Annotated in this window: 30 protein-coding genes; 15 read left to right on the forward strand and 15 right to left on the reverse strand. The window is 68.2% G+C overall.

The genetic code is table 11. The annotated features are described in order from the left end of the window. The first annotated feature begins 5 nt into the window (after nt 1–5). From AU193_RS18505 to AU193_RS18525, 5 genes are read left to right on the forward strand one after another with little or no spacing between them, the layout of a single operon-like run. A complete protein-coding gene (locus AU193_RS18505; RefSeq protein WP_064423818.1) occupies nt 6–230 on the forward strand; it encodes a hypothetical protein in 225 nt (74 codons plus the stop codon). A 1-nt stretch (nt 231) separates the two neighbouring features. Then, a complete protein-coding gene (locus AU193_RS18510) occupies nt 232–1,017 on the forward strand; it encodes an S-methyl-5'-thioadenosine phosphorylase (RefSeq protein WP_064423819.1) in 786 nt (261 codons plus the stop codon). Further along, nucleotides 1,014–2,045, forward strand: a complete 1,032-nt coding sequence (locus AU193_RS18515) for an NAD(P)-dependent oxidoreductase (RefSeq protein ID WP_064423820.1) — start codon at nt 1,014–1,016, stop codon at nt 2,043–2,045. Before AU193_RS18510 ends, AU193_RS18515 begins: the two co-directional genes overlap by 4 nt. Next, a complete protein-coding gene (locus AU193_RS18520; RefSeq protein ID WP_064423821.1) occupies nt 2,045–2,851 on the forward strand; it encodes an alpha/beta hydrolase in 807 nt (268 codons plus the stop codon). The genes AU193_RS18515 and AU193_RS18520 overlap by 1 nt, the downstream gene beginning before the upstream one ends. Nucleotides 2,852–2,874: 23 nt before the next feature. Next, nucleotides 2,875–4,002, forward strand: coding sequence for a nitronate monooxygenase family protein (locus tag AU193_RS18525; protein ID WP_064423822.1), 1,128 nt, complete (start codon nt 2,875–2,877; stop codon nt 4,000–4,002). A 10-nt stretch (nt 4,003–4,012) separates the two neighbouring features. On the opposite strand, the gene AU193_RS18530 is transcribed toward AU193_RS18525, so the two are convergent. From AU193_RS18530 to AU193_RS18540, 3 genes are all read right to left on the reverse strand, one after another. After that, a complete protein-coding gene (locus AU193_RS18530) occupies nt 4,013–4,462 on the reverse strand; it encodes a nitroreductase family deazaflavin-dependent oxidoreductase (protein ID WP_064423823.1) in 450 nt (149 codons plus the stop codon). Nucleotides 4,463–4,597: 135 nt separating this feature from the next. Then, entirely contained in the window at nt 4,598–5,620 is a 1,023-nt protein-coding gene (locus AU193_RS18535) for a cell wall metabolism sensor histidine kinase WalK (RefSeq protein WP_064423824.1), read from the reverse strand. Further along, nucleotides 5,620–6,330, reverse strand: a complete 711-nt coding sequence (locus AU193_RS18540) for a response regulator transcription factor (protein ID WP_064423825.1) — start codon at nt 6,328–6,330, stop codon at nt 5,620–5,622. The genes AU193_RS18535 and AU193_RS18540 overlap by 1 nt, the downstream gene beginning before the upstream one ends. A gap of 104 nt (nt 6,331–6,434) precedes the next feature. Between AU193_RS18540 and AU193_RS18545 the strand changes: the two genes are divergently transcribed. Then, nucleotides 6,435–7,091: a glycosyltransferase family 2 protein gene (locus AU193_RS18545; protein ID WP_064423826.1), complete on the forward strand. Its 657-nt coding sequence runs from the start codon at nt 6,435–6,437 to the stop codon at nt 7,089–7,091. Then, nucleotides 7,088–7,750: a DUF2064 domain-containing protein gene (locus AU193_RS18550; protein ID WP_064423827.1), complete on the forward strand. Its 663-nt coding sequence runs from the start codon at nt 7,088–7,090 to the stop codon at nt 7,748–7,750. The genes AU193_RS18545 and AU193_RS18550 overlap by 4 nt, the downstream gene beginning before the upstream one ends. A gap of 33 nt (nt 7,751–7,783) precedes the next feature. On the opposite strand, the gene AU193_RS18555 is transcribed toward AU193_RS18550, so the two are convergent. The 3 genes from AU193_RS18555 to AU193_RS18565 form a co-directional block, all read right to left on the reverse strand. Beyond that, nucleotides 7,784–9,139: a hypothetical protein gene (locus AU193_RS18555; protein WP_064423828.1), complete on the reverse strand. Its 1,356-nt coding sequence runs from the start codon at nt 9,137–9,139 to the stop codon at nt 7,784–7,786. A 111-nt stretch (nt 9,140–9,250) separates the two neighbouring features. Further along, complete coding sequence (gene menE / locus AU193_RS18560; protein WP_082683044.1) at nt 9,251–10,417, reverse strand: o-succinylbenzoate--CoA ligase; 1,167 nt, start codon at nt 10,415–10,417, stop codon at nt 9,251–9,253. Further along, on the reverse strand, nt 10,414–10,716 hold the full coding sequence (locus AU193_RS18565) for a DUF3349 domain-containing protein (RefSeq protein ID WP_064423830.1): 303 nt from the start codon (nt 10,714–10,716) through the stop codon (nt 10,414–10,416). The genes menE and AU193_RS18565 overlap by 4 nt, the downstream gene beginning before the upstream one ends. A 221-nt stretch (nt 10,717–10,937) precedes the next feature. Here AU193_RS18565 and AU193_RS18570 point away from each other — a divergent pair, with 221 nt between their 5' ends. The 3 genes from AU193_RS18570 to AU193_RS18580 are packed head-to-tail and all read left to right on the forward strand — an operon-like array spanning nt 10,938 to nt 12,817. Next, nucleotides 10,938–12,200: an inorganic phosphate transporter gene (locus AU193_RS18570; RefSeq protein WP_064423831.1), complete on the forward strand. Its 1,263-nt coding sequence runs from the start codon at nt 10,938–10,940 to the stop codon at nt 12,198–12,200. Nucleotides 12,201–12,213: 13 nt separating this feature from the next. Further along, the gene (locus tag AU193_RS18575) at nt 12,214–12,498 is read left to right on the forward strand and encodes a hypothetical protein (protein WP_064423832.1); all 285 of its coding nucleotides are present in this window, start codon (nt 12,214–12,216) and stop codon (nt 12,496–12,498) included. Nucleotides 12,499–12,511: 13 nt separating this feature from the next. Beyond that, the gene (locus tag AU193_RS18580; protein ID WP_064423869.1) at nt 12,512–12,817 is read left to right on the forward strand and encodes a DUF3349 domain-containing protein; all 306 of its coding nucleotides are present in this window, start codon (nt 12,512–12,514) and stop codon (nt 12,815–12,817) included. Nucleotides 12,818–12,828: 11 nt separating this feature from the next. Here AU193_RS18580 and AU193_RS18585 read toward each other — a convergent pair whose 3' ends face one another. The 7 genes from AU193_RS18585 to AU193_RS18615 form a co-directional block, all read right to left on the reverse strand. Beyond that, nucleotides 12,829–13,200, reverse strand: coding sequence for a VOC family protein (locus AU193_RS18585; protein WP_064423833.1), 372 nt, complete (start codon nt 13,198–13,200; stop codon nt 12,829–12,831). A gap of 19 nt (nt 13,201–13,219) precedes the next feature. Continuing rightward, entirely contained in the window at nt 13,220–14,761 is a 1,542-nt protein-coding gene (locus AU193_RS18590) for a long-chain-fatty-acid--CoA ligase (RefSeq protein WP_064423834.1), read from the reverse strand. Next, nucleotides 14,762–15,646 carry an SDR family oxidoreductase gene (locus AU193_RS18595; RefSeq protein WP_064423835.1) on the reverse strand — a complete coding sequence of 295 codons (885 nt, stop codon included), beginning with the start codon at nt 15,644–15,646 and terminating at the stop codon, nt 14,762–14,764. Nucleotides 15,647–15,763: 117 nt separating this feature from the next. Next, nucleotides 15,764–16,675, reverse strand: a complete 912-nt coding sequence (locus tag AU193_RS18600) for a 1,4-dihydroxy-2-naphthoyl-CoA synthase (protein ID WP_064423836.1) — start codon at nt 16,673–16,675, stop codon at nt 15,764–15,766. Further along, complete coding sequence (locus AU193_RS18605; RefSeq protein WP_064423870.1) at nt 16,672–17,073, reverse strand: nitroreductase family deazaflavin-dependent oxidoreductase; 402 nt, start codon at nt 17,071–17,073, stop codon at nt 16,672–16,674. Before AU193_RS18605 ends, AU193_RS18600 begins: the two co-directional genes overlap by 4 nt. Nucleotides 17,074–17,131: 58 nt before the next feature. Beyond that, a complete protein-coding gene (locus tag AU193_RS18610; RefSeq protein WP_064423837.1) occupies nt 17,132–17,587 on the reverse strand; it encodes a nitroreductase family deazaflavin-dependent oxidoreductase in 456 nt (151 codons plus the stop codon). 80 nt (nt 17,588–17,667) lie between these two features. Then, nucleotides 17,668–18,888 carry an RNA polymerase sigma factor gene (locus AU193_RS18615; RefSeq protein ID WP_064423871.1) on the reverse strand — a complete coding sequence of 407 codons (1,221 nt, stop codon included), beginning with the start codon at nt 18,886–18,888 and terminating at the stop codon, nt 17,668–17,670. A 151-nt stretch (nt 18,889–19,039) separates the two neighbouring features. On the opposite strand from AU193_RS18615, the gene AU193_RS18620 reads away from it, so the two are divergent. Both AU193_RS18620 and AU193_RS18625 read left to right on the forward strand, forming a co-directional pair. After that, nucleotides 19,040–19,249: a hypothetical protein gene (locus tag AU193_RS18620; protein WP_064423838.1), complete on the forward strand. Its 210-nt coding sequence runs from the start codon at nt 19,040–19,042 to the stop codon at nt 19,247–19,249. Further along, nucleotides 19,233–19,835 (forward strand): nucleoside/nucleotide kinase family protein, encoded by a 603-nt coding sequence (locus AU193_RS18625; RefSeq protein ID WP_064423839.1) that lies wholly within the window; start codon nt 19,233–19,235, stop codon nt 19,833–19,835. Before AU193_RS18620 ends, AU193_RS18625 begins: the two co-directional genes overlap by 17 nt. Nucleotides 19,836–19,914: 79 nt before the next feature. On the opposite strand, the gene fadD8 is transcribed toward AU193_RS18625, so the two are convergent. Continuing rightward, nucleotides 19,915–21,525 carry a fatty-acid--CoA ligase FadD8 gene (gene fadD8 / locus AU193_RS18630; RefSeq protein WP_064423872.1) on the reverse strand — a complete coding sequence of 537 codons (1,611 nt, stop codon included), beginning with the start codon at nt 21,523–21,525 and terminating at the stop codon, nt 19,915–19,917. A gap of 101 nt (nt 21,526–21,626) precedes the next feature. Between fadD8 and AU193_RS18635 the strand changes: the two genes are divergently transcribed. Next, nucleotides 21,627–21,875: a DUF3253 domain-containing protein gene (locus tag AU193_RS18635; RefSeq protein ID WP_064423840.1), complete on the forward strand. Its 249-nt coding sequence runs from the start codon at nt 21,627–21,629 to the stop codon at nt 21,873–21,875. Between the two features lie 57 nt (nt 21,876–21,932). Here the strand turns inward: AU193_RS18635 and AU193_RS18640 are convergent, their stop codons facing one another. After that, a complete protein-coding gene (locus AU193_RS18640) occupies nt 21,933–22,391 on the reverse strand; it encodes a YciI family protein (protein ID WP_064423873.1) in 459 nt (152 codons plus the stop codon). A 137-nt stretch (nt 22,392–22,528) separates the two neighbouring features. On the opposite strand from AU193_RS18640, the gene AU193_RS18645 reads away from it, so the two are divergent. Continuing rightward, nucleotides 22,529–24,136: an amidohydrolase gene (locus tag AU193_RS18645; protein ID WP_064423841.1), complete on the forward strand. Its 1,608-nt coding sequence runs from the start codon at nt 22,529–22,531 to the stop codon at nt 24,134–24,136. Between the two features lie 30 nt (nt 24,137–24,166). Further along, on the forward strand, nt 24,167–25,732 hold the full coding sequence (locus AU193_RS18650; RefSeq protein ID WP_064423842.1) for a long-chain-fatty-acid--CoA ligase: 1,566 nt from the start codon (nt 24,167–24,169) through the stop codon (nt 25,730–25,732). Nucleotides 25,733–25,806: the final 74 nt, after the last annotated feature.

Raw genomic sequence — 25,806 nt, forward strand, 5'->3', positions numbered from 1 at the left:
AGCGCATGGAGGACCGGCTCAGCAAGGCGGAGATTCGCAAGGACGCCGTGCAGGAGATCTTCGACTCCGGCGTATCGACCGTCGGCGAGGTGGTGTCGATCGTCACCACCGCGGTCAAGGACGTCGCCAATGCGATCGGCGGCTTCGCGACCGACGCGTTCGAGATCCGCGACACGGTGCGGCGCGCGTCGCGACGGCTGGACGAGACCGACGACCAATCGCCCACTTAGCGTGCTCGGAGTCATCGGCGGGAGCGGCTTCTACAGCTTCTTCGGGTCCGACGCCCGCAGCGTCGCCGTCGACACGCCGTACGGCGCGCCGAGCGCCCCGATCACCGTCGGCGCCGTCGGCGACCACGAGGTGGCGTTTCTGCCGCGCCACGGGGTCGACCACGAGTTCTCCCCACACACCGTGCCGTACCGGGCCAACATGTGGGCGCTGCGTGCGTTCGGGGTGCGACGCATCTTCGCGCCGTGCGCGGTCGGCAGCCTGACTCCCGACCTCGGACCCGGGGCCATGGTGGTGCCCGACCAACTCGTCGATCGCACCCGCGGACGCGCCGACACCTACTTCGACTCCGGCGGCATCCACGTCGCGTTCGCCGACCCGTACTGTCCGAGCCTGCGCGCGGCGGCCACCGGCCTGCCCGGCGTCGTCGACGGCGGCACCATGGTGGTGGTTCAGGGGCCGCGGTTTTCCACCCGCGCCGAGAGTCGCTGGTTCGCGAGCCAGGGCTTCACCCTGGTCAACATGACCGGCTACCCCGAGGCGGTGTTGGCCCGCGAACTCGAGATGTGTTATGCCGCAATCGCTTTGGTGACCGACCTGGACGCCGGTATCGACAGCGGAACGGCCGTGCGCGCCGTCGACGTGTTCGCCGAGTTCGAACGCAACCTCGTGCCGTTCAAGAAGCTCGTGCACGAGGCCCTGAAGAACACAGACCAGGTGGCGGTCGAGCGGCCCTGTACGCACTGCCTGGCGCACAACGGTGTCCGACTGCCGTTCGAACTCCCATGAGAGTCCTGCTGACCGGCGCGGCCGGTTTCATCGGAGCCCGGATTCACGAGGTGCTACGCGATGCTGGCCACGACGTGATCCCCGTCGACGCGATGCTGCCCACGGCCCACGGGCCGGGTGCCGAACCGCCTTCCGACTGCGAGGTGGTCGACGTCCGCGACTCGTCCGCACTGGCGCCGCTGATGAAGGACGTGGACGTGGTGTGCCATCAGGCGGCGGTCGTCGGTGCGGGTGTCAACGCCGCTGACGCTCCCTCGTACGGCTCGCACAACGATTACGGGACGGCGGTGGTGCTGGCCGAGATGTTCGCGGCGGGCTGCCAGCGGCTGGTCCTGGCGTCGTCGATGGTCGTCTACGGTCAGGGCCGTTACGACTGCGCCGAGCACGGACCGGTCGACCCCCACCCCCGCACACGCGCCGACCTCGACGCCGGCGTGTTCGAGCACCGGTGCCCCCTGTGCGGCGAGATCGTGGAGTGGCGACTTGTCGCCGAGGACGCACCCCTGCGGCCCCGCAGCCTGTATGCCGCCAGCAAGGCTGCGCAGGAGCATTACGCGCTCGCCTGGGCGGAGGCCGTCGGGGGCGTGGTCACCGCGCTGCGCTACCACAACGTCTACGGCCCCTATATGCCTCGCGACACCCCGTACTCGGGGGTGGCCGCGGTCTTCCGATCCGAGCTTGAATCCGGCGACGTGCCACGGGTTTTCGAGGACGGCGCGCAGATGCGCGACTTCGTGCACGTCGACGACGTGGCCGCGGCCAACCTGGCAGCCGTCGAATCTCAGCGTGGCGGATTCGACGCGTTCAACGTGTGCTCAGGACGGCCGGTCTCGATCCTCGAGGTGGCCACCGCGCTGTGCGAGACGCGCGGCGACGCCCCGCCCGTGGTCACCGGCCAGTACCGCAGCGGAGACGTCCGCCATATCGTCGCCGACCCCGCGCGCGCCGCCGAAGTGCTCGGGTTCACCGCAGCGGTGGACCCGCTCGACGGGTTGCGCGAGTTCGCGTTCGCGCCGCTGCGGGCCTGATGCGCCGGACCGTCTGCGTTCTCGTTATCGTCACGCTCGTGGCGTCCGGTCTGATGGGTCTGCTGTGGTCTCAGCAGCGGCGGCTGGTCTACTTCCCGTCGCCGGGTCCCGTGCCGCCCGCCGCCACGGTCGCGGGCAACGGACAAGACGTGGTGATCGAAACCGACGACGGAATCCGTTTGAGCGCATGGTATTTCCCGGTCAACGGTGACGGGCCTGCCGTGCTGGTGCTGCCGGGCAACGGGGAAGACCGGTCGATGCGCGCGCCGCTCGCCCTGGCGCTCAACCGGATGGGCTCCTCGGCACTGCTGGTGGACTACCGCGGTTTCGGGGGCAATCCGGGCCGCCCGTCGGAGGACGGTCTGGCCGCCGACGCGCGGGCCGCGCTGGCGTGGCTGGCCGCGCAACCCGACGTCGCGGACATCGTCTATTTCGGCGAATCCCTCGGCGCCGCAGTCGCTGTCGGGCTGGCCGTCGAACGCCCACCCCATGCGCTGGTGCTGCGCTCACCGTTCACCTCGCTGCCCGACGTCGGGGCGGTGCACTACCCGTGGCTGCCGGTGCGGCGGCTGCTGCTGGACCGTTACCCGTCGCTCGAGCGCATCGGCTCGGTGCGGGTGCCGCTGCTGGTGGTCGCGGGAGACCGCGACGAGGTCGTCCCCGAGCCGATGAGCCGACGGCTGTTCGACGCGGCCAACGAGCCGAAGCGCTACGAGCTGGTGTCCGGCGCCGGGCACAACGACCCCGAGTTGCAAGTTGGCAAGCAGATGCTCGACGCGATCCGGCGGCTCCTGTCCCAGGCGTGAACCGTCCTCGCCATACTGGCCGGGTGAAACCAGCGATTTGTGAGCAGTTCGGCATCGACTTTCCGTTGTTCGCGTTCAGCCACTGCCGCGACGTGGTGGCGGCGGTGTCCAGTGCGGGGGGCTTCGGCGTGCTGGGCGCGACGGCGTACACGCCCGAGCAGCTAGACCAGGAGTTGTCGTGGATCGACGACCACGTCGGCGGCAAACCGTACGGCGTCGACCTCATCGTCCCCGCCCGCTATGAGGGCAAGGGCGAGGACTTGACGATGGGCGATCTCGCGGGCCGGATCCCCGACGAATACCGCGGCTTCGTCGCCGAGCTACTGGCCGCCCACGACATCGAGGCAGAGGACGCGCCGCGCTTCGGCAACGCCGCCCTCTCGGGTAATACCGGCAAAGACTTGCTGGATATGGCGATGAACCATCCGATCCGGTTGATCGCCAACGCGCTGGGTGTCCCGCCGGATTACATGATCAAGGCGGGCAAGGAGAACGGTGTGCCGGTGGCCGCGCTGGTCGGCGCCAAGGAGCACGCGGTCAAGCAGGCGCAAGCGGGGGTCGACCTGATCGTCGCGCAGGGCACCGAGGCCGGCGGGCACTGCGGTGAGGTGACGACGCTGGTGCTGGTGCCCGAGGTGTTGGAGGCGCTGGCGCAAATCGGCAGCGACATCCCGGTGCTCGCCGCCGGCGGAATCGTCACGGGCAGGCAGATGGCGGCGACGGTGGCGATGGGCGCGGCGGGCGCCTGGACGGGCTCGGTCTGGCTGACCACCGAAGAGGCGGAGACGGCGCCTTATACCAAGCAGAAGTTCCTGGCCGCCTCCTCGCGCGACACCGTCCGTTCGGCGGGTAGGACCGGAAAGCCTGCGCGCCAACTGGTTTCGGACTGGACGCAGGCGTGGTTACCCAGCGAGGGCGGGCAAAAGCCGCTGCCACTTCCGCTGCAGTCGATGCTCGCCGAGCCCGTCGTACGCCGGATCGACGTGCTGGCCGCCCAGGGACATCCCGGCGCCCAGGCGCTGGCGACGTATTTCGTCGGACAGGGCGTCGGGTTGATGAACAAGGTCAGACCGGCGCGCGAGGTGGTGCGCGAGTTCATCGAGGACTACGTCGCCGCGACCGAAAAGCTGGGCAACTCGCTTCCCGACTAGCACCCAATCGTTAGGTGTCGAACGTGATTCGCACCGAGATCGGGTCGCTTTCCATCGCGCGCATGGTCAACGCGGTCGCCGACTGGCCGAGCTTGCCCGCGCCGCCGAAACTGCGGGCGCGTGCGCGCACGTCGTCGTCGGGTTCGAATGTCGCGGTGCCCGTTCGCCATTCGCCATTGACGCGGACGCGCACCCTGGGATTCGCCGCGATGTTGTGGGCCCACCCCGCACGGCGGCCGTGTTGCGAGATCACCCATACACCGGCGTCATCGGCGCGCCCCGCCAGTGGCACGCGCCGCGGTTCCCCGCTCTTGCGGCCGATCGTCTCGAGATCGACCACCAGCGACGACCGGATACCGACGCGGTCGAGCGCGGCGACCACCGGGTTCATCAGCATGCGGCCCAACTGCCGCTCCACCTTGAATTTGCGCACCGCCCTGTGGGCGCTTCGCATTGCCATCGCAAACCTCCTCGTCGGGTAACAGCACGATAATTGAGCGATCACTCAAAAACAAGACCATGTGCCCGGACGAGAAGCCACGGTCGTAAGAGGCGCTGGTCGACGGGCAGAAATGTTGTTCGGCGAGTACGAGCGTCAGTCCGCCGCCAGCGGCAGCCGCACCTCGAAGCGTGCGCCGGTGTCGAGATTGTGCGCGGACAGCGTCCCGCGATGGGCCTGCACCAGGCCGGCCGCGATCGCGAGCCCCAGCCCCGACCCGCTGGGCAGCGACGAATCGGCGCGCGGCACGCGATCGTTCGACCCGCGGTAGGCAACGTCGAACACCCGCGGCAGGTCGGCCTCGTCGATGCCGACGCCGGTGTCGTCGACGCGCGCCCACGCGCCGTGCTCGTCCGATCCCAGCGACAGCGTCACCCGCCCGCCCGCCGGCGTGTGCGCGATCGCGTTGGCCACCAGATTGGACAGCACCCGAACCAATGCGCGGTCGCTGCCCAGCACCCGAACGGGCGCCTCCGGTAGTTCGGCCGTCAACGCCACTCCGGCGCGTTCGGCGGCGATCCGGTGCGCGGTCAGCACGTCGTCGACGACCTCGTCGAGGGCCACCGTGTCGAACACCGGTTGAACAGCGCCCGCGTTGATCTTCGACATCTCGAAGAGGTCGTCGACCATCTCGGAGAGCCGAACCGACTCCTGCTCAATGGTTTTCGCGTGGACGCGGACCTCGGCATCGGGCACCACGCCGTCGGCGATCGCCTCGGACACCGCCCGTATCCCGGCCAGCGGCGTGCGCAGATCGTGGCTGACGAACGCGACCAGCCTGCGGCGCGACTGCTCGGCGGCCCGCTCCGACTCGCGGATCTCCTGCTCCCACACCGTGCGACGGGCCTGGTAGCGCGCCAGCATCACCGCGGCGGGAATCGTCACCACCGAGACGATCACCAGGACGATCGCGGTCTTCTCGAAGGTCTCGGTGATCATGAAGCGGCTGGCGCCGAGCACGCCGGTGAACGTCGCCAACACCGGAATGAGCACCAGCGCCACCATGCTCACCGCCAGCGACCACGACCGGGCGAGGCGGACGACGAGCGCGCCCGCGAGCACCACCGGGACCGAACACGCCAGCGCCAACCCGATGATCTCCCACAGCTCGGTCGGCACTAGGCGCTCTGCCCCTGCGGTGAGCCCGGTGAGCGCGCCTGGCTGCTCCACAGATAACCGCGACCCCACACCGTCTGCACCCGGTGGTGCTCACCGAGCTTCGAGCGTAACCGCTTGACGTGCACGGTCACCGTCGACAGGTCGCCGAAATCCCAGTGCCACACCCGTTTCAACAGTTCATCGCGGCTGAACACGACGTCGGTGTGGGTGAGGAAGAACAGCAGCAGGTCGAACTCGCGGTTGGTCAGCGACACCGGTGACCCGTCGACGGTCACGGTGCGCGCGGCCGTCGACACGGTCAGGCCGCCGACGGTGATGTCCACCGCCAGCCGACCCGCCGGCGCGGGGGCGCGACGCAGCACCGAGCGCACCCGCAGCGCCAGTTCTCGTGGGCTGAACGGTTTGGTCAGGTAGTCGTCGGCGCCCGCCTCCAGGCCGGCGATCCGGTCGTCCTCCTCGCCGAGTGCGGTCAACAGGATCACCGGCATCGCGTACCCGCCGCGCTGGCGCAGATTGCGGCACAGGGTCAGGCCGTCCGGGCCGGGCATCATCACGTCGAGCACCGCGACGTCGATGTGCTGGGAGCCGAGCAACCGCAGCGCCTCGGCCCCGTCGTGCGCGATCGCCACGTCGAGCCCGTCGCGTTCGAGATAGCGACGCACGACATCACGCACGACACTGTCGTCGTCGGCGATCAATACGCGCGTCACAGTTTCCGAGGGTAGCCCCGGGGCGGCGACTACCTGCGCCGATGTCAGGGATTCGTCATGGATCCTCTGGAGGGCGCGGCCGGGGGCTGGTTAGCCTCGAAACCATGCCCGCCTGTCCGGTGACCGTGGTGCTGCCGTGTCTCAACGAGGCGCAATCACTGCCCGGTGTGCTCGCGGCCATTCCCGACGGGTATCGGCCGCTGGTGGTCGACAACAACAGCACGGATGCGACCGCGGAGGTCGCCCGGGAGCACGGAGCGCAGGTGGTTCTCGAGAAGCGCCCCGGTTACGGCGCTGCGGTGCACGCCGGGGTGGTGGCGGCGACGACGCCCGTCGTGGCGGTCCTGGACGCCGACGGCTCGTTGGATCCGAGTGACCTACCGGCCCTGGTCGACGAACTTCATCGGGGCGCCGACATGGCGGTCGGGCGGCGCCGACCGGTGCCGGGGCTGAAGTGGCCGTGGCACGCCCGGCTCGGCACCGCGGCGGTGTGCTGGCGGCTGCGGCGCCGCCACGGCCTGGCGGTGCACGACATCGCTCCGATGCGGGTGACCCGCCGCGACGCTCTCCTCGAGCTCGGCGTCCGCGATCGCCGCTCAGGGTATCCGCTGGAGCTGCTGGTCCGGGCGGCGGCCGCCGGTTGGCGCGTCGTCGAACGCGATGTCGACTACCGTGCGCGGACCGGAGGCAAGTCCAAGGTCAGCGGGTCGGTGCGTGGTAGCGCGGTGGCCGCCTTCGACTTCTGGCGGGTGATCTCGTGACGGTGCTCGCGGTGACGGTCCTGGTGGTGGCCAAGGCGCCGGTGCCGGGTCTGGCGAAGACTCGGCTCGCCGCGGCGATCGGCGACGCCGCCGCGGCCGACCTCGCCGCCGCCGCGCTGCTCGACACGCTCGACGCGGTCGCCGCCGCGCCCGTCGGGCGCAGGGTCGTCGCGATGACCGGCGACGCGGCAAAGGGCTGCCGTGGTGACGAAATCGTCTGCCGCCTAGACGGATTCACGGTGATACATCAACGCGGAGCCGACTTCGCCGAGCGTTTGGCCAACGCGCACGCCGACGCTTTCGCCGGTGATTCCGTCCTGCAGATCGGCATGGACACCCCGCAGGTCACCGCCGGCCTGCTCGCCGAGTGCGGCCGAGCGCTGACGGTAGCCGATGCGGTCCTCGGACCCGCCGCCGACGGCGGGTGGTGGGTGTTGGGTGTCTCGCACCCGTCGATGGCCGAATGTCTGCGGAATGTGCCGATGTCGCGGTCCGACACCGGCGCGTTGACACTGGCGGCGTTGCGCGACAACGGAATAGACGTCGAGATGCTCGACGAGCTCGCCGACTTCGACACCGTCGACGACATCGACACGGTGCGCCGCAGATGCTCACCGGGCAGCCGGTTCGCCTTGGCGGCCGAGGCGGTGCTCGCCTGATGCTGGGCGACCGCGTGGTGTGACCCGCGACCCTTACCAGTTCGTCAGAATGAAGTGATTGAGCAGCAGGGCCCCCACCACGTTGACGCCGAGCCACCAGCGGTGCGACTTCTGCGGTAACAGCGCCCCGGCTGCGGTCAGCCAGACGGTGAACGGCAGCCAGATCCGTTCGGTCTCGGCCTTGCTCAGCATCGACAGGTCGGCGAACAGGATCGCCAGCAGCGCGCCGAGAAGAACCATGGGCAGACCGGGCCGACGCCGGATCGCCCCGATGTCGAACACCCGGCCGAGACCGGCCACGCTGCCGAGGCCGATCGCGCACACGACGGAGGCCAGGTTCGCCCAACTCCAGTACTGGAACGGCCGATCGTTGGCGATGCCCTGCCAATAGCGTTCCTGCACCAGGTGATAGCCGTCGAACCACCAGAACCCCAGCACCGCGAAAACCGCCACCATCGCGATGACCACCACGATCGCCGGTACCGCCGCACGGGCCGCGGCCCGCCAGTCGGACGCGCACATCAGCACCGCGAGCGCGGGTAAGGCCATCAGGCCCAGGCCGTAGTTGAGGAAGAGGCCCCAACCCAGCAGCAGACCGGCCCCTGCCGCCGCGGCGACAGGGCACCGCGCCGTGCCCCCGACGGCCATCGCCAGCAGCGCGATACCCCATGCCGCGACTCCCGCGAAATAGCCGTCGGCCGACACGGCGATCCAGATCGCCGTCGGCGCGACGGCGACGAACGGAGCCGCCAGCCGCGCGGTCGCTTCCGACGCCAGTGCACGCAGCGCAACGACAATGGCGGCCGCGGCGCTCGACCCCACCAGCAGGCACAGCAGGCCCGCCCACGCGCCACCACCGAGCCCGATGCGGTCGAGCCAGACGAAGGTGAGCAGCGCACCCGGCGGATGCCCCGAGACATGGGTGATCCACGAATCAGGTTGATAGTCAAGGATTCTGTCGGAGAACGTCCGCAGCGCGTGGGGTATGTCGGTGACCGTGGGGACCTGACGCAGGTACTCGTGGCGGGCGGCCAGCCTGCCCGCGAAACCGCGCTGCCAGCCGTCGATCATGGCCAGCGAGAACGCCCATGCGCACGCCGTCGCCCATGCCGCCCAGGGCAACGCACGCCACGGCAGTCGCCGCGCAATCGTCGGTCCCCACAGGACCGCCGCGGCGCCGATCACGATCGCGAAAACGGTGCCCCATCCGATGTGCGCGTTCCACCATCCGAAGATCGGCGCGGTGTCGGCGAACTGGCGTATGCGCGCAGGTGTCGCATTGATCAGAGGCGTGACGATCCCGAGGTTCAAATGCGGAACCACGAACGCGGTGAGCACCAGCAACACACCGACGGCGACCGCGACGATCTCCTTGCGACTGGTCGGCATTCCGCCACCCTATTCGTCGAGCCGACCGCAAGATGACCACCGATCAGCGGTCAAGACCGCCCGCCGTCTGCCCGGTACTTCAATACAGCCGCTGGTCACAACCCCCACGACCTAGATCGTGAACCGGGCCGTCAGCGCCCGCCGATCGATCTTGCCGATGCCGCGCCGGGGCAGTTCGGCGACGACGTGGAACTCGCGTGGTGCGGCGGTGGCATCCAGGGTCGCGGCGACGTGCGCGCGTAGTTCGGCGGGGGTGGGGGCGTCGCGACCCACCGCGATCACGACGGCCGCGGCCACCCGCTGGCCCAACCGTTCATCGGGCACCCCGAACACCGCGCACTCGGCCACCGCATCGTGGGTCGCCAGGGCAGCCTCCACGACCTGCGGCATGATGGTCAGCCCGCCGCTGCCGATCGCGTCGTCGACCCGGCCGAGCACCGTCAACCGTCCCTCGGCGTCGACGGCGCCGACGTCGTCGGTGCGGAACCAGCCCGCATCGGCGAAGGGATCCGGGTCCACGGGATTGCGGTAACCCTTCGCAAGCATCGGGCCGCCCAACACAATTCGGCCCCGATCCGAAGTGGCGGAATCGTCCTCGACGATGCGGACCCGCACACCGCCCAACGGCACACCGTCGTACACGCAGCCTCCCGCCGTCTCGCTCATCCCGTAGGTTCGCACGACCGGGATTCCCGCCGCTGCCGCACGTTCGGAAAGGCCCACCGGTATCGGCCCGCCGCCGATCAAGACGGCGTCCAGCGTGGCCAGAGCCCCGGCCGCCCGCTCGTCCCGCAGTGCTTTGTCGAGTTGCACGGCCACCAGCGAGGCGTACCGCCGCCCCTGCCCCAAAGCTGCGACAGCAGTGGCTAATTCGGACGGCTCGAAGGTCGGCGCCAAGGCAACCGGCGTGGTGCCCGCGATGACGCTGCGAACCAGCACCTGAAGTCCCGCGATGTGGTGGGCCACCAATGCCAGCAGCCAGCGTCCCGGCCCGCCGAGCCGGTGGTGTGTCGCCTCGGCGCTGACGGTCAAGGCGGCGGGGCTCAGCATCGCACCCTTGGGAGTGCCGGTGGTGCCCGATGTCGGCACCACCACCGCCACGTCGTCGTCGATCTCCGCCCCGCCACGCAAAGCCGTTGTCAGAAAATGTGATTCGCGGTCGTTCTCGGCGGGGACCGGCAGAACGGCGGCACGGCCGGCCAGCATGTCGTGGACGACGGGCAGCAGCGACAGCGCCGCGGCACCGGATCCGACCGCGACCGGGCGCAGGACGGCTATGGGTCACCCTCCCCGTCTCGCGGGTCGTCAAGGGGCCAGCCCCGGACCGCCAGCCGCCGGCGCACTCGCTCGACATCGTCGGAGGTGGGCAGCGCATCGGTGATCTGGGTGATGAGGACTCCGATGTCGGCGTCATCGAATTCGCCGGTTCGCTTCAGCTCCATCGCGACGGTCCGCACCTCGTCTTCGGTGAGGCGCCGCCGCAGAAGGGAGAACAGCGGCACCCGGTCCGGCCCCGGCACCCCTTCGGGATAACCCGCTGTGATCCACGCGACGATCTTGGCCAGAAACTTCGTCACTGTGCCTCCCGCGTGTCGCATCGGGTCTACCCACTCCCGATTGGATGATGCTAGTGCGCGACGGAACAAGACGAGTGTGGCGTCGTCGGCAAACGCTCGACCGCCGGCGGGTGAACAATGGATGAACACATTGGCCGAGAAGGCGAAATGCCAAATGACACGCCGGTCGAACAGCGTTGAACATTAGGTGAAACGACTGCCATGGACCCAGAATTAGCCCTGTGAGCGCTGAGTTGATCGTCCTCGTGCTGTTGATCACGACCGCACTGGCATTCGACTTCACCAACGGCTTCCACGACACCGGCAATGCGATGGCGACCTCGATCGCCACCGGCGCGCTCAAACCGAAGACCGCGGTCCTGTTGGCCGGCGTCCTCAACCTGGTTGGAGCGTTCCTGTCGGTCGAGGTCGCGGTCACGGTGACCACCTCGGTGCTCAAGGTTCAGGACGGCGCCACCGGCGCCCTGCTGCCGTCGATCGACGCGTCGACCGGCCTGACGATCATCTTCGCCGGTCTGATCGGCGGCATCTTGTGGAACCTGCTGACATGGCTGTTCGGCATCCCGTCGAGTTCATCGCACGCGCTGTTCGGCGGGTTGATCGGTGCCGGCCTGGCCGCGATGGGCACCGCGGGCGTCAACTGGAGCGGCATCAGCCAGAAGGTGCTGGTCCCCGCGGTCGCCGCGCCGGTCATCGCGGGACTGGTCGCCGGCTGCGGCACCTGGCTGGTGTACCGGATCACCCGCAACGTGGCAGAGAGTCGCCGCCGCGAAGGCTTCCGCTGGGGTCAGGTCGCGACCGCCTCGCTGGTCGCGCTGTCGCACGGCACCAACGACGCGCAGAAGACGATGGGCGTCATCGCACTCGCGCTCATCACCACCGGCCACCTCACGGGTGACGTCAAGGAGAACGGCCTGCCGTTCTGGGTGGTCTTCAGCTGCGCGGTCGCGATCGGCCTCGGCACCTACCTGGGCGGCTGGCGCGTCATTCGCACCCTGGGCAAGGGGCTGGTCGAGATCCAGTCTCCGCAGGGTTTCGCGGCCGAAGCCTCCTCGGCGGCAATCATTCTCAGCTCGAGCGCCGCGGGTATGGCGCTGTCGACCACGCACGTCGCCACCGGTTCGATCCTGGGCAGCGGCGTCGGCAAGCCGGGGGCCGAAGTCCGCTGGGCGGTCGCCGGGCGGATGGCCGTCGCGTGGTTGATCACGCTGCCCGCGGCGGGACTCGTTGGCGCGCTGTCCTTCTGGTTGTCATACGGCATCGAAGGATTCACCGGTTCCGACCTCGCCGGCGACGGTTTCATCTTCCTGGTGTTGATCGGGCTGTCGTTCTACATGTGGTGGCGTGCCCAGCAGCAGAAGGTCGACCACACCAACGTCAACGCCGAGTGGGACGACTCCACCAACTCCGTGGTCCCCGCCGAACTGCGGGCCGCCATCGAGGAGGCCATGCCCGAACCCGCCAAACCGCCGGTGACGGTGTAGCAGAGGAACGTCGATGACCTATCTGGAGAACATTCTCAAGGTGCTGGTGGTGGGACTGGTGCTGGGTGCCGGCCTGCCCGCATTGTTCGCGGTGGGGCTGATGGCCTTCTCCAGCGGCGCGGGTGGCCAGTCCGCCGACGGCACCGTGACCGCACCCAACCCGGTCCGGAAAACCCTCGGTGTCGCATTGTTCGTGTTCGTCGGGTGGGTGATCGTCACCGCGGTGCTGTGGATCACCAGGGCCACGATCATCCACCACACGGGAATCGACCTCTTTCCCTTCATGCCGCAGAAATGAGTTGCGTCGCACCATGACCGAGAACCGCAGCGTGCTGGACAACGTGCTCAACTGGCTGCGCCGCGGGTATCCGGAGGGTGTCCCGCCCACGGATTACTTCCCGCTGCTCGCACTGCTGAAGCGCTCGCTCGCCGAGGACGAAGTGGTCAGCGCCGCGCAGGCGGTACTCAGGGGCGCGAACTCCGACACCATCACCGAGGACGACATCCGCGCGGCGATTCATCAGGTCACCGCGCAGCAGCCGAATCCCGAAGAGATGCACCAGGTTGCGTCGCGGTTGGCGTCGGTCGGTTGGCCGCTGGCCAGTCCCGCGCGCTGAGTCCTATCGCGTCACTGTCGCGTGTCGCGGCGCAGCGGATGGGTCTCGGGAACCTGAACGAAGATCAGCTGGACGCCGTCGGGGTCGGTGACGTGCATCTCGTGCAGCCCCCACGCTTCCTCGCGGGCCTTCCGCGCGATCGGCACACCCCGACCCGACAGTTCCTTCTCGGTGGCGTACACGTCGCGCACCTGCAGCCACATCGCACCGCCCGCACGCGGCTCGCCATGACCGGCCAGTTCGATCAACGACTGGCCGGCGTAGAAAACCGTGCCCGCACCGTAGTCGCGAGCGATCGCCAACCCGAGCTCGTCGCGGTAGAACGTCAGCGAACGCTGGTAGTCCGCCGGCCGAATCAGCATCCGGCTGGCCAGAATCTCCATGACATCGTGTCTATCACGCTCAGCCGATCCGGCGCCCGACACCTTCCCAGTACGGTTCGCGCAGCGCACGCTTGAGGATCTTGCCGCTGGGGGTACGGGGTAGGTCTTCGGCGAACGACACCGACTTGGGCGACTTGAAACCGGCCAGCCGCTCGCGGGCGTAAGCGATGAGCTCCGCCTCGCTGGGGCACGAGCCCTCGGCCGGCACCACGACGGCCTTCACCGCCTCACCCCACCTCGGGTCCGGCACGCCGATCACCGCCACGTCAGCGACGTCCGGATGGGTCATCAGCACGTTCTCGACCTCGGTCGGGTACACGTTCTCGCCGCCGGACACGATCATGTCCTTGACCCGGTCGTGCAGGTACACATAGCCCTCGGCGTCGACGTAGCCGGCGTCGCCGGTCTTCAGCCACCCGTCCGCGGTGATCGTGGCGGCCGTCGCGGCGGGGTTGTTCCAGTACCCACGCATGTTCTGGCGCGAGCGGGTCCACAGCTCGCCGACCACCCCTGTGGGGACGTCGCGGCCCGCGTCGTCGACGATGCGCACCTCGACCCAATCGAACGGCTTGCCGCAGGAGCGCAGTAGTTCGGGGTCGTGACGGTCGAGTTGGGTGATGGACCCGGTGGTTTCGGTCTGCCCGTACACCTGCAGCAGATCGCAGTCGAACCGTTCGAGCGCCCTGGCAAGAACATCGTCGGTGATCGGTGATGCGCCGTAGACGATGCCGCGCAGGGCCCCGAAATCCGTCGTCTCGACACCCGGCGTCTCCAGCAGGCGCTGGATCACCACCGGAACCAGCAGCATGTTGGTGATACTGTGCCGCGCAACGGCTTCGAGGATTGCCGGCGGGTCGACGTCGCGAAGCACGACCGTACACGCGCCTTCGCACAAACCCACCAGCGCCCAGCCGGAGCCCGCCATGTGGAACATCGGCATCACGGCCAGGCTCACGCTGTCGGCGTCGAAGCGCCATTTGTCGGCGATCCCGGTGGCCTTGCAGAAGTAGTTGTCGTTGGTCAGCATCACGCCTTTGGGCGACCCGGTGGTGCCGGAGGTGTACATCAGGAACGCGACATCGCCGGGTCGTGTCCTGACGCAGGGATCCTCGGCGGGATGGACGGCGATCCAGCGATCGAACTCCGGCCAGCGGGTGTGCTCACCGACGGCGACGACGAGAGCCGAGAGCCGGTCCTCGATCGCCTCGATGTGACCGAAGAATTCGGCGCCGACGATCACCACCCGAGCGTCGGCGTCGTCGATGATGTGCAGCATCTCCGGGGGTGCCAGCCGCCAGTTGACCGGCACCATCACCGCACCGAGTTTGGATAGCGCACAAGCGACTTCGAAGAACTCGACACCGTTCTTCTCGATGAAGGCCACGCGATCGCCGAACCCCACACCCGCGCGGCGCAGTGCCTGGGCCACCCGGCTGGACCGGGTGTCGAGGTCGCCGAACGTTGCGGTGCGCTCGTCGGCGATCAACGCGACCGCGTCCGGACGTTCGGCGCCGAAGACGCGTGCGATGTCGGCGACGGTCACGATGTCAGGGTGCGGCATCTACTTGTTCGGTTGTACGCGTTGCCGTTTCATCACGGCGTCGACGACCGCGGGTGCGAAGCTGTTGAGCACCTGGGCGCTGACGGCCATCCGCGGCGCGATCCGCACGGGCCTGGTCCTGGCGGCCGTGACCATCCAGTCGGCGGCCTCGTCGGCGGACAGCCCCGGCAGGCCGTCATAAGCGCGGGTGGGCGCGATCATCGGTGTGTGCACCAGCGGGTAGAACAGCGTGGTGGAGTGCACTCCGTCAGCGCTCCACTCGGTTTCGATGACACGGCTCACCGCGGTCAGCGCCGCCTTCGAAGCGTTGTACACCGAGAACAACGGCGACGACTCGCTCAGCACACCCCACGTCGACACGTTGATGATGTGGCCGTCGCGCCGCTCGCGCATGCCCGGAGCCAGGCCGCGGATCAGTCGCAGTGGCCCGTAGTAGTTGAGCGCCATGGTGCGTTCGACGTCGTGCCAGCGGTCCAACGAGTCGGCCAGGGGCCTGCGGATCGACCGGCCCGCGTTGTTGATCAGGATGTCGACGCCCCCGAGTTCCTCGCTGACCCGTTCGACCAGGCCGTCGACCGCGTCGAGATCCGACAGGTCGCACGCGTGCGCCCAGGCGTCGCCACCGTCGTCGGCGATCCGGCCGACCAGTGCGTCGAGCAGTTCCTGGCGGCGTGCGGCCACCACGACGGTGGCCCCGCGGCGGGCGAACTTCTCCGCGGCCGCCTCGCCGATGCCCGACGACGCGCCCGTGAGCAGGATGCGCTTGCCCCGCAGGCCGACGATGTCGCGGCCGGGCTGGTACTGCAGCAGCTCGGGGACGACCGGCGGGCGCATGGTGGTCAGGACGAGTTGATCGGCCAACCGCCGCAACGGGCTCTTGCTCACGAACCGTGATTCTAGGCGAGCGATTTGTGCACAAAGACGCGCGCTCACCGCTCCAAACCGTGCACAGATCGCTCAGGCGCGGCCGCTCAGCGATTGCCAGTGCACGCCAACCGCCTGTCAGAAGTAGCGCGGGAAGGCGCTCCAGTCGGGGTCCCGCTTCTCCAGGAACGCGTCGCGGCCCTCGACCGCCTCGTCGGTCATGTACGCCAATCGCGTTGCCTCACCGGCGAATAACTGCTGGCCGACCAACCCGTCGTCGGTGAGGTTGAACGCGTACTTGAGCATCCGAATCGCCTGCGGCGACTTGCCGTTGATCTCCGATGCCCACTGCAGCGCGACGGTCTCCAGTTCTGCGTGGTCGACGACCGCGTTGACCGCACCCATCGCGTGCATCTGCTCGGCGGAGTACGGGCGGCCGAGGAAGAAGATCTCGCGGGCGAACTTCTGGCCGACCTGCTTGGCCAGATAGGCGCTGCCGTATCCGCCGTCGAAACTGCCGACGTCGGCGTCGGTCTGCTTGAACCGCGCGTGCTCGCGGCTGGCCAGCGTCAGGTCGCACACGGCGTGCAGGCTGTGCCCGCCGCCGGCCGCCCACCCGTTGACCAGACAGATCACCGGTTTGGGCATGAACCGGATCAGCCGCTGTACCTCGAGGATGTGCAGGCGCCCCGCCCGCGCCGGGTCGACGGTTTCGGCGGTCTCACCCGAGGCGTACTGGTAGCCGCTGCGGCCGCGGATCCGCTGATCGCCGCCGGAGCAGAACGCCCAGCCGCCGTCCTTCGGCGAGGGTCCGTTACCGGTCAGCAGCACGACACCGATGTCCGATGACATCCGCGCGTGGTCGAGGACGCGGTACAGCTCGTCGACGGTGTGCGGCCGAAACGCGTTGCGCACCTGCGGCCGGTCGAACGCGACGCGCACCGTGGGCTGTGCGACGCCGTCGACGACGTGGCGGTGATAGGTGATGTCGGTCAGTTCGAAAGCGTCGACGGATTGCCACAGTGACGGGTCAAAGGGGTTGCCACTCATGGGGTTACCTTATCGATGCGGAAAACCGGGCAGCGGCCCGCGAGTGCTTCGAACTCGTCGGGGTTGGGTCCGGTGACCAGCCCGGCGCCCTTGATGAAGTCCACCCCGGTGGGCACCTTCGACGGGAATTCCCGCAGCAACGGCCGTGCCTCGTCGACAGGCATCTCGACCATCCGCACCCGTTCGCTGCGGCGGCCGATGTGCAGCGTGACCTCACCGGCGGCCCTGACATTGGCGGCCCAGTCCGAGCCGGGCACCCCGCCGACCACATAGCGCTGCCCGTCGACCTCCATCAGGGTGACCGGGGTCGACCGCATCTTGCCGGTCCTGCGGCCCGGCACCGACAGCACGACGGGCCCTCTTTCACCGAGAATGCCGAGCTTCTGCAGGCCGATCATCACCTTGTTGACGTACTTCAGCCACCACGGCAAGCGAATGTCGGACACGGCGTAGACGCTACGTGATCGGATTGACGCGGAACACCGACAGGCGGCCCGCCATCCCCTCGAGCTCGTCGGGTGTCCCGGTTTTCAACACCCCTGCGCGCGTCATCATGTCCACGCCGACTGGGACCTGCGCCGGGAACTGCCGCAACACCGGGCGCGCCTCGTCGGGGGTCAGCTCGAACAGCCGCACCCGCTCCGAACGCCGGCCCTGCCGCAGCGTGACCTGTTTCGCCGCGCGGGCGTTGCGCACCCAGTCCGCGCCCGGATAGCCGTTGACGATGTAACGGGCGCCGTCGACGATCATCGGCGTGACCGGCGTCGACCGTGGCTTGCCGGTTCTGCGGCCCGGCACGGTCAACACGACGGGGGACTCATGACGCGAGATCGGCAGCCCGAGACGCAGTAGCACCATCACCAACTTGTTGGCGAATTTGAGCCACCACGGGGGTGCCATTCGATCGCCCATACCGTGAGGCTATCGTTGCGCTCGCGACGTCGTGGACCCAGCTCGTCCCGGGACAGCGTGCCCGATAGCCGACGACGACCTCACTCGTCGCACCGAACCTGCTGGCGGGCTCGAGTTGCCTTGTCGAGCAGTACTTCTCGTTCCCGCTCGTTGTCGGTCATGGCGGCGGCGCGCTCGAACTCCGTCGCTGCCTCGTCACGACGTCCCATTCGGGACAGCAGTTCACCACGCACGCTGGGCAATAGATACGAGCCGTTCAGGCCGGTCAGCGAGTCGATGATGTCGAGTCCCGCCTCGGGGCCGCTGGCCATGGCCACCGCCACCGCCCGGTTGAGCTCGACCACCGGAGACGGTGCCGCGCGGGACAATCCGTCGTACAGTGCGACGATGCGGTGCCAGTCGGTGTCGACGGCGGTGGGCGCGGTGGCGTGGCACTCGGCGATCGCCGCCTGCAGCGCGTACGGTCCCCATCCAATCCCCTTGCGCTGCAACGCTTTAGCAGCCCGCTCCAGCGCGGCCACACCACGCCCGATCTGCGCCCGATCCCATCTGGCTCGGTTCTGATCTTCTAGCAGGATCGGCCGGCCGTCGCTGTCGGTGCGGGCCGCGAAGCGTGACGACTGCAGTTCCATCAGCGCCACCAGGCCGTGGACTTCCGGTTCATCGGGCATCAGGGCGGCGAGCACCCGGCCGAGGCGCAGCGCCTCGGTGCACAGCTCGTCGCGGATCCAGCGCTGTCCGAACGACGCGGAATAGCCCTCGTTGTAGATCAGGTAGATAACGCTCAGCACCGCCGACAGCCGCTCCGGAAACTCCGAGCGGTCCGGCACTTCGAACGGCACGTTCGCGGCGGAGAGGGCCTTCTTGGCGCGGGTGATGCGCGCAGCGACCGTCGGGGTGGACGTCAAAAAGGCGCGGGCGATCTCCTCGGTGGTCAGCCCGCCGACCACCCGCAGCGTCAACGCGATCCGGCCTTCCCGCGACAGCACCGGATGCGCCGCGACGAAGATCAGCCTGAGCACGTCGTCGTCGATGCGGTCGGGGTCCCACGACTCGTCGACATGGCTTTCGAGCTCCCGTGCCATCGCGGCGTATTTGCCGTCGAGATTCTCCTGACGGCGCCACGAGTCGATGGCCTTGCGTTTGGCGACGGTGGTCAACCAAGCGCCGGGGTTGCGCGGAACACCCGTCGTGGGCCACTGCTCCAGCGCGTCGACGAGCGCGTCGGCGGCAAGGTCTTCGGCGAGCCCGACGTCACCGACGGAGCGCGTCAGGGTCGCGACGATCTTCGCCGCCTCCATGCGCCACACCGCGTCGACGGTCGCCTGCACGTCGCTCACGTCTTCATTGTGCCGAGCCCGGCGCACACCGAGAGTCGCGGAGCGCAATCCGCTGTCTTCCTGCGGCGTGTCGCAGCGCTATCGCCGAGCTCGCGACGGAGAGTGGGAAGGTATGACCCACAGGCTGGTCACAGCGTATCGGGAAGGCCGCAAGGCGTTCCCGCACACGCTCGTCAATCCGTACGCGGGACTGGGGGATCGGGCGATCGCGAGGATGTGGCGGCTGGGCTGGCAGCGCGCCGCCGACGAGCAGCGAGCCATTCCGAGCGAAGAGGAACGGCTGGCTCGCTTCGCCGCGGAAATCGATGCCCTCCTGGACTAGGCGCCTCGACGCGCTGCGACGCCGCCGGACCCGCGTCGTCCTCGGTGTCACGGGTCCGCCGGGCGCGGGCAAGTCGACACTGGCCGAGGCGATCACGGCCGCGACCGAAGACGCGGTGTACGTTCCGATGGACGGCTTCCACCTCGCCGACGTCGAACTGCGACGGCTGGGCCGCCTCGACCGCAAAGGCGCCATCGACACGTTCGACGCCTACGGGTATCTGGCTGTGGTGCAACGCATCAAGGCCCAACGCGACGAGACCGTCTATGCGCCGGCGTTTCACCGCGATCTCGAACAGCCCATCGCGGGCAGCATTCCCGTCCTGCCCGGCCACCGTCTGATCGTCACGGAGGGCAACTATCTACTCGACGACGACCTCCCGTGGCCGACGATCCGCACCCTGCTCGACGAGGTCTGGTTCGTCGACGCGCCGCCCGACGTACGCCGTCGCCGCCTCATCGCTCGGCACGTCGAGTTCGGCAAGTCACCCGAGCAAGCCGAGGCGTGGGTGCGCGCGGTCGACGACGCGAACGCCGAGCGCATCGAAACCGCCCGGGGGAGAGCGGATTTCGTCGTCACGCTCTAACCCCGCCCCGCGAGCGACCGTGTCTGCCCCGCGACGCGCCGCTACCGTACGTACAAACGCGGTCGCTCGCGCAGGAAAACTAGCCGACGGCGCGGTCGCTGCCCTCCCAGAACTGCGCACGCACGGCCTTCTTGTCCGGTTTGCCCAGCGCGGTCACCGGCACCGAGTCGACGACGATCACCTGCTTGGGCGACTGGACCGAACCCTTGCGCTCCTTGACCGCGGCCTGGATCTCGGCGGTCATCCGGGCCACGGCCTCGTCGGAGCGGTCGGCCTCGGGACGCAGCACGACCACCGCCGTCACGGCCTCGCCCCACTTCTCGTCGGGCGTGCCGATCACGCAGACCTGGGCGACCGACGGATGTTCGGCCACAACGTCTTCCACCTCGCGCGGGAAGACGTTGAAGCCGCCGGTGACGATCATGTCCTTGGTCCGGTCGACGATGTAGTAGAAGCCGTCCTCGTCCTCGCGGGCCAGATCGCCGGTGTGCATCCAACCGTCGCGGAACGTCTCGGCCGTCGCCTCCGGCTTGTTCCAGTAGCCACCGGACACCAGCGGTCCGGACACGCAGATCTCGCCGACCTCACCCTGCGGGACCGGCTTGTCCTCCGAATCGAGCAGCGCCACCCGCGCGAACACCGTCGGCCGCCCACACGACGTCAACCGCTTCTCGTCGTGATCGCCCCTGGCCAGATAAGTGATCACCATCGGCGCCTCGGACTGGCCGTAGTACTGCGCGAAGATCGGACCGAACCGGTCGATCGCCTCGCGCAGCCGCACCGGGTTCATCGCCGAGGCGCCGTAGTACACCGTTTCCAGCGACGACAGGTCGCGGGTGTGCGAATCCGGATGATCCATGAGCGCGTAGATCATCGACGGCACCAGCATCGTCGCGGTGATCCTCTGCTCCTCGATCACCCGCAGAACCTCGGCCGGGTCGAACTTGGTCAGCACGAACAGCTGGCCACCCTTGATGATCGTCGGCACGAAGAACGCCGCGCCCGCATGCGACAGCGGGGTGCACATCAGAAACTTCGGGCGTTCCGGCCACTCCCACTCGGCCAACTGGATCGTCGTCATCGTCGTGATCGATTGCACGGTGCCGATCACACCTTTCGGCTTACCGGTCGTGCCGCCGGTGTAGGCCATGCCGCCGATGTGATCAGGCGGCAGGTCCGCGGCGACCAACGGCTGCGGCGAGTACTTCGCCGCCTCGGCGGTCAGGTCGACCGCCTTGCCCTTGATGCCCTCCAGCTCCGGCGGCACTGGCCCGATCGTCAAAATCTGCTCGAGCGCGGGCACCTTCTCCAACAGCCCCCGCGCCCGCTCGACGAACATCGGGTTCGGGTCGATGATCAGCGACGTGACACCGGCGTCGTTCAACACATAGGCGTGGTCGTCCAGGGAGCCGAGAGGGTGTAGTGCCGTGCGGCGGTAGCCCTGCGTCTGCCCGGCGCCGATGATCATCAGCACCTCGGGCCGGTTCAGCGACAGCAGGCCGGTGGCCGTTCCCGAGCCGGCGCCGAGAGCCTCGAACGCCTGGATGTACTGGCTGATGCGCTCGGCGAGCTGCCCACCGGTGAGCGTGGTGTCCCCGAGGAACAGCACCGGCTTGTCCTTGTTCCGCTTCAGTGCCCCGACGGTGAGGTGGCCGGAATGGATCGGATGGCGCAAGAGGGCATCACTCATGGCCATCAGACTAGAACGTGTTCCAGTTCCAGTCAGCGGGTCACTGGGAATGTCCCCGGACAGCGTGCCCCCGGCTGCGTGACGGAAGTAGATTCGGCTGAGTGAGTGACTGGCAGCGGCTGCGCGAGACGATCCTCGAGTTGACCCGCGAGCGCGGCCCGGCCAAGACGATCTGCCCGTCGGACGCGGCCCGCGCCGTCGGCGGCGACGACTGGCGCGAGCTGATGGACGACGCCCGCGAGACCGCCCGCGACCTGGCCCGCAACGGCGAGGTCGAGATCACCCAGAAGGGCCAGGTGCTCGACCCGAACGCGGCGTGGCGCGGACCCATCCGGATCCGCGCCACCTAGACGATTTGCGGAGCCGCAACGGCGCTCACCGCCGCTGACACTTTACGAATCGCTGCCTCAGGCGAGCCGGTCGGCCTCGGCGCGGGCCTGCGCCGCGACCTTTTCGGCCAGGTCGGCCTTCCACCGGATCTCCTTCTTGATCCACGGATTGTCCTGGGGGAACTGGTCGGTCTCGCCGACCAGACGGACTTCGAGCCTGACGCCGGGGCCCAGTGGACATTTCTGTGCCCACTGCTTGGCCTCCTCCTTCGACGACACGTCGAGGATCCAGAAGCCGTTGAACAGTTCCTTGGCCTCGGTGTAGGGGCCGTCGGTGATCACTGGCGGGTCGGAGTCGAAGTCGACGACGAAGCCGTCTTCCGGCCCGGTCAGCCCCTCGCCGGCCAGCATCACCCCGGCCTTGATGAGCTCCTCGTTGTACCGGCCCATCGACTCGATGACCTCGTCGAAGTCGATGTCGGCGAACGCCGCCTCGGCCTCGGGAGTGACCCGCATGATCAGCATGTAACGCGCCATTTTGTGTGTCTCCTTCTGGTTGGGACGGGGCCCGGTCAGCGTGCCCTCGTTGACACGTCGAACGACCATCCACCGAAATCGACACTCGGCGCGACATTTTTTCATCGAATCTTCCTTCCGGTTGAGACGATGACCGGGTGGCGAGCGGTGACCTGGTGATTCGTGGAACAGTCCTGACGGTCGACGAGGATCAGCCGACCGCCGAGGCGCTTGCGGTGAGCGACGGCCGCATCGTCGCGGTCGGCACCCGCAGCGAGATCGACGGCTGGGTCGGCCCCGACACCGATGTTCGCGACGTCGACGGCTGCGTGATGCCCGGATTCGTCGAGGCACACGGTCATCCGCTGATGGAGGCCATCGTGCTGTCCGAGCGAATGGTCGACATCCGGCCGGTCACTTTGCCCAACGCCGATGACGTCGTCGCCGCCATCAAGGCCGAGGTCGCCGAACGCGGCGTCGAGGGCGCATACCTCAATGGCTGGGATCCGTTGCTGCAGGCCGGATTACCGGAGCCGACGCTGGCCGGGCTCGACGACGTCGCACCCGACACCCCCTTGGTGATCGTGCACAACTCGGGGCACAAGGCCTTCTTCAACAGTGCCACCGCCCGACGGTTCGGACTCACCCGCGACACTCCCGACCCCAAAGGCGCCCGGTACGGCCGCGACGCCGACGGTGAGCTCGACGGCACCGCGGAGGAGACCGCCGCGGTGTTCAGCCTTCTGGCCGGCGTGATCGATCCCGCCGACTATCCGGCGATGCTGCACGCTGAACTGCAGCGGCTCAACGCCGCCGGGCTGACCACCTGCTCAGAGATGGCCTTCGATCCGGTGTTTCGTTCGCTGATCGAAGCGCTGCGCGCTGAACTGACCGTGCGCCTGCGGCTCTACGAGATCTCCAACGCCCAGATGTCCACCGACGCAACGCCGGCCAATGGCGACGACCTGCTCCGTCAGGTCGGGATCAAGATCTGGGTGGACGGCTCGCCGTGGATCGGCAACGTCGACCTGTCGTTTCCGTACCTGGACACCGATGCCACGCGCACCATCGGCGTCGCCCCCGGATCATGCGGACACGCCAACTACACCCGCGAACAACTCACCCAGATCGTGCACGCCTACTTCCCCGAGGGCTGGCCGATGGCGTGCCACGTGCACGGCGACGTCGGCGTCGACACCATCCTCGACGTCTACGAAGAAGCGTTGCGGCGTTGGCCCCGTGACGACCACCGGTTGCGGCTCGAGCACGTCGGCGCCATCCGCGACGACCAGCTGCAACGCGCGCACGATCTCGGTGTCGTCTGCAGCGTGTTCGTCGACCAGATCCACTACTGGGGCGACATCATCGTCGACGGGTTGTTCGGTACCGAACACGGAAGCCGTTGGATGCCTTGCGGATCCGCAGTCGCCACCGGTATGCGGATTTCACTGCACAACGATCCGCCCGTCACCCCCGAAGAGCCGCTGCGCAACATCAGCGTCGCGGCCACCCGCACCGCGCCGAGCGGACGGGTGATAGGCCCGGAGCAGCGCATCTCCGTCGAGCAGGCGATCCGGGCGCAGACAGTCGACGCGGCCTACCAGTTGTTCGCCGACGACGTGGTCGGCTCGCTGCAGGTGGGCAAGTATGCCGACATGGTGGTGCTGTCGGCCGATCCGCGCACGGTGGCGCCCGAGGAGATCGCCGACCTCGAGATCCACGCGACATACCTTGCCGGACGGCAGGTTTACGCGAAAGACGGCTGACCAGTCGACGGTCATGGCACGCTTGGCGGCATGTCTGACCTGCCTGACCCGCGATTCCTCGACGAACGGCTCGCGCATTGGGCCGAAACCAAGCCCGACGCCGAGGCGATGACCTACCTCGACCGCAGCTGGACGTGGGCCGAATGGAACGACCGGGTTCGCCGCCTGGCGGGTGCCCTGCAGCAGCGCGGCATCGAGCGCGGTGACGTGGTCGCTTTCCTCGACAGGAACCACCCGGCCTGCGTTGAATTGACCATCGCGGCCGCGTCGTTGGGCGCGGCGAACGCGATTGTCAACTTCCGGCTTGCCGCCGACGAACTCGACTACGTGCTCAACGACTCGGGGGCCAAGCTGTTGATCGTGGGCGCGGAACTCAAGCCGACGATCGACAGGATCCGCGACAAGCTCACCACTCTCGAACACCTCATCGAGGTCACCCCCGAGGGTGGCGACGGCGACGAATACGAGGCGATGCTCGCCGACAGCACTCCGGTCAACCGTGGCGACGACGTCCAACCCGACGACGTGGCGATCATCATGTACTCGTCGGGTACGACGGGACGCCCGAAGGGTGTGCAGATCACCCAGGCCAACCTGATCGCGCACACCATCAACGCGCACAACGGCTGGGGCTTCGACGACGGCGACAAGAACATGGTGTCGATGCCGCTCTTCCACGTCGGCGGATCGTCCTACGTGCAGTTCGGCATCCACGACGGCGTTCCGAGCGTGATGACGCGCGAGGTCGACGGCGCGTCGCTGGCGGGCGCGATCCTCAAGGGCGCCAACCGGACCTTCCTGGTGCCCGCGGTGCTGGCCAAAGTGCTGGAGTCCGGCGAGGACGCGGTCAAGCTGTTCGGGGCACTGAAGACGTACGTGTACGGCGCGTCGCCGATGCCGCTGCCGCTGCTGCGGGCGGCGTTGGAGGCGTGGCCCAACACCGATTTCATCCAGGTATACGGGCTGACCGAGGTATGCGGGGTGATCAGCCAGCTGCTTCCCGACGACCACCGCTCCGGCACCGAGGAACGGCTGGTCAGCGCCGGCCGGGTGATCCCCGGCGCCGAGGTCCGGGTGGTCGACCCGGACACACTGAACGACGTGCCGGCCGGTGGGCAGGGCGAATTGTGGTTCCGCACACCACAACTGATGAAGGGCTATCACAACAAGCCTGAGGCGACGGCAGAGGCGATCACCGACGACGGCTGGTTCCGCACGGGAGACATCGGCCGCATCGACGAAGAGGGTTACATCTTCGTAGAGGATCGCCTCAAGGACATGATCATCTCCGGCGGCGAGAACATCTACTCCATCGAAGTCGAGCGCGTCATCGCCGAACATCCCGCGGTGACCGACGTCGCCGTGATCGGCGTGCCCGACGAGAAGTGGGGTGAGGTGGTCAAAGCGGTTGTGTCGGTCGAGGATTCGATCACCTCCGAGGAGGTTATCGCGTGGTGCCGGGAACGGCTCGCGGCGTACAAGTGCCCGAAGACCGTCGACATCACCGACGAGTTGCCGCGCAATCCGACCGGCAAGATCCTGAAGAAGGAACTGCGCAAGCCCTACTGGGAGGGCCGCGACCGCGCGACGGTCTAGGGCGTGTCTGACAAAGGTTTCGGGTGTTGTGCCTGAGGCTTGAGGGATGTCGCGATTTGAGTTGTTGTCTGATG

Source organism: Mycobacterium sp. GA-1285, from assembly GCF_001499905.1.
Lineage (GTDB): Bacteria > Actinomycetota > Actinomycetes > Mycobacteriales > Mycobacteriaceae > Mycobacterium.